The 6,392-nt window shown below is 41.4% G+C and carries 6 protein-coding genes and 1 pseudogene; all 7 read right to left on the reverse strand.

Annotated elements, in window-relative coordinates; translation table 11 throughout:
- Window positions 1-317: pseudogene (locus B4H32_RS04560) on the reverse strand (histidinol-phosphate transaminase); the annotation flags it as partial.
- Between the two features lie 45 nt (window positions 318-362).
- The gene (hisD, locus tag B4H32_RS04565) at window positions 363-1,655 is read right to left on the reverse strand and encodes a histidinol dehydrogenase (protein ID WP_286800377.1); all 1,293 of its coding nucleotides are present in this window, start codon (window positions 1,653-1,655) and stop codon (window positions 363-365) included.
- 206 nt (window positions 1,656-1,861) lie between these two features.
- Window positions 1,862-2,545: an ATP phosphoribosyltransferase gene (hisG, locus tag B4H32_RS04570; protein WP_004799890.1), complete on the reverse strand. Its 684-nt coding sequence runs from the start codon at window positions 2,543-2,545 to the stop codon at window positions 1,862-1,864.
- Window positions 2,542-3,801 carry a UDP-N-acetylglucosamine 1-carboxyvinyltransferase gene (gene murA, locus B4H32_RS04575; protein WP_004675159.1) on the reverse strand — a complete coding sequence of 420 codons (1,260 nt, stop codon included), beginning with the start codon at window positions 3,799-3,801 and terminating at the stop codon, window positions 2,542-2,544. Before murA ends, hisG begins: the two co-directional genes overlap by 4 nt.
- Window positions 3,802-3,807: 6 nt before the next feature.
- Window positions 3,808-4,059: a BolA family iron metabolism protein IbaG gene (ibaG, locus tag B4H32_RS04580; RefSeq protein ID WP_004757255.1), complete on the reverse strand. Its 252-nt coding sequence runs from the start codon at window positions 4,057-4,059 to the stop codon at window positions 3,808-3,810.
- A 139-nt stretch (window positions 4,060-4,198) separates the two neighbouring features.
- Window positions 4,199-4,540, reverse strand: a complete 342-nt coding sequence (gene hpf / locus B4H32_RS04585; RefSeq protein WP_004757253.1) for a ribosome hibernation-promoting factor, HPF/YfiA family — start codon at window positions 4,538-4,540, stop codon at window positions 4,199-4,201.
- Window positions 4,541-4,709: 169 nt separating this feature from the next.
- Window positions 4,710-6,158, reverse strand: a complete 1,449-nt coding sequence (locus tag B4H32_RS04590) for an RNA polymerase factor sigma-54 (protein WP_004683011.1) — start codon at window positions 6,156-6,158, stop codon at window positions 4,710-4,712.
- Window positions 6,159-6,392 lie beyond the last annotated feature (234 nt).

Here is a 6,392-nt window from a genome sequence, read left to right on the forward strand (position 1 = left end):
AATGCCTTAAAAATATGGGCTAGAACTTCATCTGAACCATTACCCACAAAAACCTGATCAAGTTCAACTTTTTGCTGATTGGCAATCGCTTGCTTTAAGGCGGTTGCATCAGGGTCAGGGTATAAACGCAAGGCATCAGCCTGATTTGCCAAAACCGTCTGCACTGCTTCCACTACTTTGGGTGAAGGTGGATATGGGTTTTCATTGGTATTAAGTTTGAGTAAGTTCTGAATTTTAGGCTGTTCCCCAGGAACATAAGGCTCTAACTCGCGAACTTCTGGACTCCAAAAACGCATTTGTTGTGTTGTAAACGTCATTTTTTATCTCAATGGACGCATACAATACGCCCCTACATCATAAATTTAATCAATATAACGATAACGTGCTGAACGTGCATGGGCATCAAGGTTTTCTTGCACCGCAAGCACATCGGCTGTTTTTGCCAGCGTTTTAACACCATCCTGTGAGCACATGATCAGGCTTGAACGTTTCTGAAAATCATAAACACCCAGTGGCGATGAAAAACGTGCTGTACCTGAGGTTGGCAAGACGTGGTTTGGCCCTGCACAATAATCGCCAATCGCTTCTGGGGTATAACGTCCCATAAAGATTGCACCTGCATGACGAATCTCTTGGCTCATCAATTCAGCGTCATCCAGACAAAGTTCCAAATGCTCAGGCGCAACCTGATTGATCAGCTCTATCGCTTCTGCACGGTCTTTAACCAGAACCAGTGCACCACGGTTTTGAATTGAAGTACGGGCGATTTCGGCTTTTGGTAATTCAGCAAGATGCTTTTCAATGGCTGCATCTACGGCATTTAAAAGTGCTTCATCGGGTGTAATGAAAATGGCTTGGGCAACCGTGTCATGTTCTGCCTGAGACAGTACATCCATCGCCAGCCATTCTGCATTATTTTTGCCTTCGGCATACACCAGAATTTCTGAAGGTCCAGCAATCATATCAATACCGACCTGACCAAACACGGCCCGTTTTGCCGCAGCAACAAAGCGGTTCCCTGGTCCCGTAATTTTATCTACGGCTGGAACGGTTTGGGTTCCGTAGGCCAATGCCGCAACTGCCTGTGCACCACCAATGGTAAATACTCGGCTAACGCCAGCTAGATATGCCGCAGCCAAGACCAATGGATTGAGCTCACCATTTGGTGCAGGCACCACCATAATAATTTCAGGAACACCTGCCACATGGGCTGGTAAGGCATTCATCAATACAGAGGATGGATAAGATGCCAACCCCCCTGGTACATAAATCCCAACCCGATCAAGAGGCGTAACTTTCTGTCCTAAAGTATTTCCCAGCTCATCCACATAAGTCCATCCCTCTTGCTTTTGCGCCTGATGGAATGAACGAATCCGCTTTGCCGCCAGCTCCAGAGCTTCACGAATTTCTGTACTTAATCCCTCAAATGCGGTTTTAAGCTGTTGCTGGCTAAGTTCTAAATCGGAGAATTGATGCGCTGGATGTCGATCGAACTGTTGGGTGAATTTAAGTACATGTTCATCACCATGCTGGCGGACATCAGCAATGATCTGGTCTACAGTCTGTACGAGTTGAGGATCATTGACAGTTTCAAATGCTAAAAGCTCAGCAAATGCCTGTTTAAAATTCTGATCCTGAGTCGATAAACGTCGCATCAATTTACCCACAAGATAAAAAAGAGAACGCTAAGTTTACTCTTTTTCATCGTCCTTGTGGATGCAATATCAGCCTAAAAAATCAATCACAAAGAAAGAGTCTCTCGATCAACCACCTGTTCTTGTTTGCCTATATTTTCCCTAACTCCAAAATCAAATAAAAAGGCCAACCTAAGTTGACCTCCAAAATTTAAGCTATTTATCAACTAACGATTATTAATCGCCTGTTCAAGCTGGGTCAGGATTGGATTTAACAAAGCCTGTTTACGTTTAAAGCTGGCTTTATTGACAATTAAACGTGAAGACACTTTGCAAATTTCTTCCAAAGGTTCCAGACCATTGGCACGCAAGGTATTGCCTGTATCCACCACATCAACAATGTAGTCACCCAAACCAACCAAAGGTGCAAGCTCCATTGAACCATACAGCTTAATCACATCAACCTGCTCACCCAGGCTTGCATAATATTGACGGGTTAAATTGACATACTTGGTAGCAATCTTTAAACGCCCTTTGGGACGCTCCATGCCAACTTTACCCGCAGTCATTAGCTTACAATTGGCAATTTTCAGGTCAAGCAGTTCGTAAACATGCTGGGCACCATGCTCCATCAGCACATCTTTACCTGCCACACCAAAATCTGCCGCACCATTCTCTACATAGGTTGGCACATCAGAAGCCCGCAAAATCAGGATGCGTACTTTTTTATGTGTGGTTGGAAAAATTAACTTACGTGATTTATCTGGGTCTTCAAGTAAATTGATGCCTGCATTTTCCAGCAGTGGCAAGGTTTCCTTTAAAATACGACCTTTACTGAGTGCTAAAGTTAAACCATGATCAAAATTACCCATCACATCAAAATTCGGATCATCGTTTCTTAAGTCATTCATGCTTTTACCCGCTTAATCTGCGCACCTAAACTTTGCAATTTTTCTTCCACACGTTCGTAGCCACGATCAATATGGTATATACGATCAACCAGTGTTTCACCCTCAGCAACCAGCGCAGCAAGAACAAGTGAAAACGAGGCACGTAAATCAGTTGCCATGACAGGCGCAGCTTGCAGTTTTTCCACACCTGTGACCACCGCATCATGCCCATCGACCTGAATGTTGGCACCCATACGTGAAAGCTCAGGTACATGCATAAAACGATTTTCGAAAATCGTTTCTGAAATTGTTGCAAAACCACGACCAATGGCATTGACTGCCATGATCTGCGCCTGCATATCCGTTGGAAACTCAGGATGAGGCAATGTTCTAAAACTCACTGCCTTAGGACGCTTGCCTTGCATATCCAGTTCAATCCAGTCTTCACCACGCGTGACTTCTGCGCCCATTTCCTCAAACTTGTCCAACACGCTTTCCATAATATAAGGGTTAGTGTGTGTGGTTTTGATTTTCCCGCCCGTAATCGCAGCAGCAGCCAGATATGAACCTGTTTCAATACGGTCAGGAACAACACTATGCTCGCAACCATGTAAACGTTCAACACCTGTCACGATCAGTGTATTGGTGTCCAGTCCTTCAATTTGTGCGCCCATTTTATTGAGCATATTGGCTAAATCGGTAATTTCAGGCTCGCACGCAGCATTACGGATTGTTGTCACACCTTCCGCTAAAACCGCCGCCATCAGGATGTTTTCTGTACCGCCGACAGTGACCATATCAAAAACGACTTCACCACCTTTTAAACGGCCATCAATCGAAGCATGCACATAACCATTTTCCACTTCGATCTTGGCACCCAGCGCTTCCATCGCCTTTAAATGCAAATCCACTGGACGCGAACCTATGGCACACCCACCTGGCAATGAAACTTTTGCATTGCCATAACGTGCCAGTAATGGACCCAGCACCAAAATCGAGGCACGCATGGTTTTTACTAAATCATAAGGGGCAAATTGATTACTTAAAGTGCTGGCATCAGCATAAACAGTATCGCCCTCATAAGTGATTGTTACGCCTAGGCCTGCAATAATCTTGCTGATGGTGTGTACATCTTTTAAATTGGGAACATTACGAATCGTGACTGGATCATCAGTTAAAATCGTGGCTGCCAACAATGGTAATACTGCATTTTTAGCACCAGAAATGCGCACTTCACCCTCGAGCTTAACACCACCCGTAATCAAAAATTTATCCATTAATATTTAGGCTCCGAAAAGGCTTGCTTTGCGCCATTCGTCTTTTGTCATTGCACGAATCGTAACAGCGTGAACTGCACCACTCGCAATATAGGAATTCAGGGGTGCATAAACAGCCTGTTGACGAGTCACAGTCCGTTTACCATCAAATTGATCGTCAACAATGCGAAGGTCAAATTTCCCAGCTTGTCCACTCACTGTCACTTCTGCTTCAGGGAAAGCTTCTTTTAAAATTTGTGTGAGCTGCTCACTATTCATTACCAAGACCTCTTATACAAGCATTGCTGTAAAACGATATATTTTACTATAATTTTTTCACATAATTCAGTAAGGTTTCATTTTTATCTATAAAAAAAGAGGCTTTCTAAAAAAGCCTCTTTTAATTAGAACGCCAAAATCAGGATGCTACCGTAAGTTCATGCTGATACGAACACTGCATCTTTCTATGTTTGGCAAGCTGTCGTTTTAATTTTTCTGTCAGCTTTTTAATCGAAGTATACATATCATCAGCTGTCGCCTGAGCAAACAGCTCAACCCCAGGCAAACGTATAATCGCTTCCGCAATATGGTTTGCACTGCCTTTATGAGACCGTTTGTCTATTTGATGATCCTTAGCCAGCTTGATCTGCATACTATTCACATGATCCAGATGCTTGGTCATTTGGCTAAACTTCGCTTTTATATTTTCTTCAATTGCTGGTGTAATGGTTAAATGGTGTCCACGAATCGTTATTTGCATAATTCTATCCCTCACCTTTTCTCAGGATTCAAGAATATCGCTCAAACAATTTAATGCGACCTATTATGGTTCAACATATCCATTAAATCATCTCAGCGATTCCTCTAGTGTTTATTAAAAATTCATTATTCCGTCATAATGAACTCTTAGAATAGTCACACCTTTAAATTTAGATCAAGACTTTTCTTTCAGAAGATGAGGGAATATGTAACGATTCGCGATATTTTGCAACTGTACGCCGCGCCACTTCAATCCCCTCTTGTTTCAGCATTTCAGCAATTGCATTATCTGACAAAGGTTTACGTGGATTCTCGTTTGAAACCAACTTTTTGATCATGGCACGGATTGCGGTGGAAGAAGCCTCACCACCTGTTGTTGTTCCCACATGGCTAGAGAAGAAATATTTCAGTTCAAACAAACCACGTGGAGTCAGCATATATTTATTGGTTGTGACACGTGAAACAGTAGACTCATGTAATTCCACTTCCTCCGCCACATCCCGCAATACCAAAGGTTTCATTGCTTCAGGGCCCTGCTCAAGAAAAGCTCGTTGATGCTCAACAATACAGGTGGCAACTTTCAATAAGGTCTTATGGCGCTCATCAATACTCTTGATAAAGCTCTTGGCCTCTAGCATTTGATTACGCAAATAAACATTGTCATCACTTTGATCAGCACGACGAATCATGTTTGAGTAAAAGGAATTAATGCGTAATTTTGGCATGACATCAGGATTCAACTGAACCTGCCAATGCTGGTCTTTCTTCGAAACCACCACATCAGGCACCTGATATTCTGATTCTTGTTGATTAAATTCCAGCCCAGGATAAGGTTTTAAGGTTTTTAATAGATCAATAGCGCTCTTTAGTTGTTCTTTGGTTAGGCCAGTCTGCTTTAACAACTTATTTAAATCATTTGCAATTAAAAGCTCATAGCACTGTAATAATTTTTTTGCTTCAGTCAGATAAGGTACTTTTTCATGGAATGTCTCTAACTGAATTTTTAAGCATTCCGCTAAATTACGAGAACCAACACCAATTGGGTCTAAACGTTGAATATACTTTAAAACAACAATAATCTCATCTTGCTCAATCTCTTCATCATTCTCCACTTCCCGCAACAATCGAGTAGTGGCCAACAAAATATCATCCAACTCTGCATCCAAAAATCCCTTGTCATCCAAAGAATCAACAATGCAATACGCAATTAACTTATCTACTAAAGAAAAATTCAGCAGATTCACCTGCTCTAAAATATGTTCCTTTAAGCTCAACTGAATCTGACGGTTATCTTCTCTCTCTTCATATTCTGGAGAAGCCAAGGCAGTAGATTGATGGGTGTAAATATCATCCCATTCTGTATCAACAGGTAAGTCATTCGGTAGATGATCAGCATTCAGCTCAGTGGTTAAGTCACCTGTTTCAGAAGTTTCAAGCGTAGTTAAACTTTCTGTCGTATTAATTTCTTCAATTTTCTCTAATAAAGGATTACTATCAAGTTGAATTTGTATTTCCTGTTCCAGCTCCAAACTTGAAAGTTGTAATAAACGAATTGCCTGCTGTAATTGAGGAGTTAACGACAAGCTATTCGCAACTTTCAACCCAACAGATAATTTCATAACACGCTCCTTTTATGAATAAGCAAAAAACATGCCTATTCATATATTTATAACATAAAGCAATGTTTACGCCTATAAGGAAGCACATAATCTTTAAATATTTATTTATAAAAAGAAAAGCCAATGAAACATATTGTTGAAATATTTCTCTTGTTGTTAAATGTAGACAAATATTGAGGCAATCACTATTTTTCTAGCATATATTTCTTCAGCAATAAAAAACCTCCCAACATT

Source organism: Acinetobacter sp. UBA2063 (assembly GCF_002333245.1).
GTDB classification, from domain to species: domain Bacteria; phylum Pseudomonadota; class Gammaproteobacteria; order Pseudomonadales; family Moraxellaceae; genus Acinetobacter; species Acinetobacter parvus.

Excerpts from the sequence above, each read along its gene's own strand:
- murA (WP_004675159.1), bottom strand. The coding sequence starts at position 3,801 with ATGGATAAATTTTTGATTACGGGTGGTGTTAAGCTCGAGGGTGAAGTG.
- hisG (WP_004799890.1), bottom strand. The coding sequence starts at position 2,545 with ATGAATGACTTAAGAAACGATGATCCGAATTTTGATGTGATGGGTAAT.
- hisD (WP_286800377.1), bottom strand. The coding sequence starts at position 1,655 with ATGCGACGTTTATCGACTCAGGATCAGAATTTTAAACAGGCATTTGCT.
- B4H32_RS04590 (WP_004683011.1), bottom strand. The coding sequence starts at position 6,158 with ATGAAATTATCTGTTGGGTTGAAAGTTGCGAATAGCTTGTCGTTAACT.
- ibaG (WP_004757255.1), bottom strand. The coding sequence starts at position 4,059 with ATGAATAGTGAGCAGCTCACACAAATTTTAAAAGAAGCTTTCCCTGAA.
- hpf (WP_004757253.1), bottom strand. The coding sequence starts at position 4,540 with ATGCAAATAACGATTCGTGGACACCATTTAACCATTACACCAGCAATT.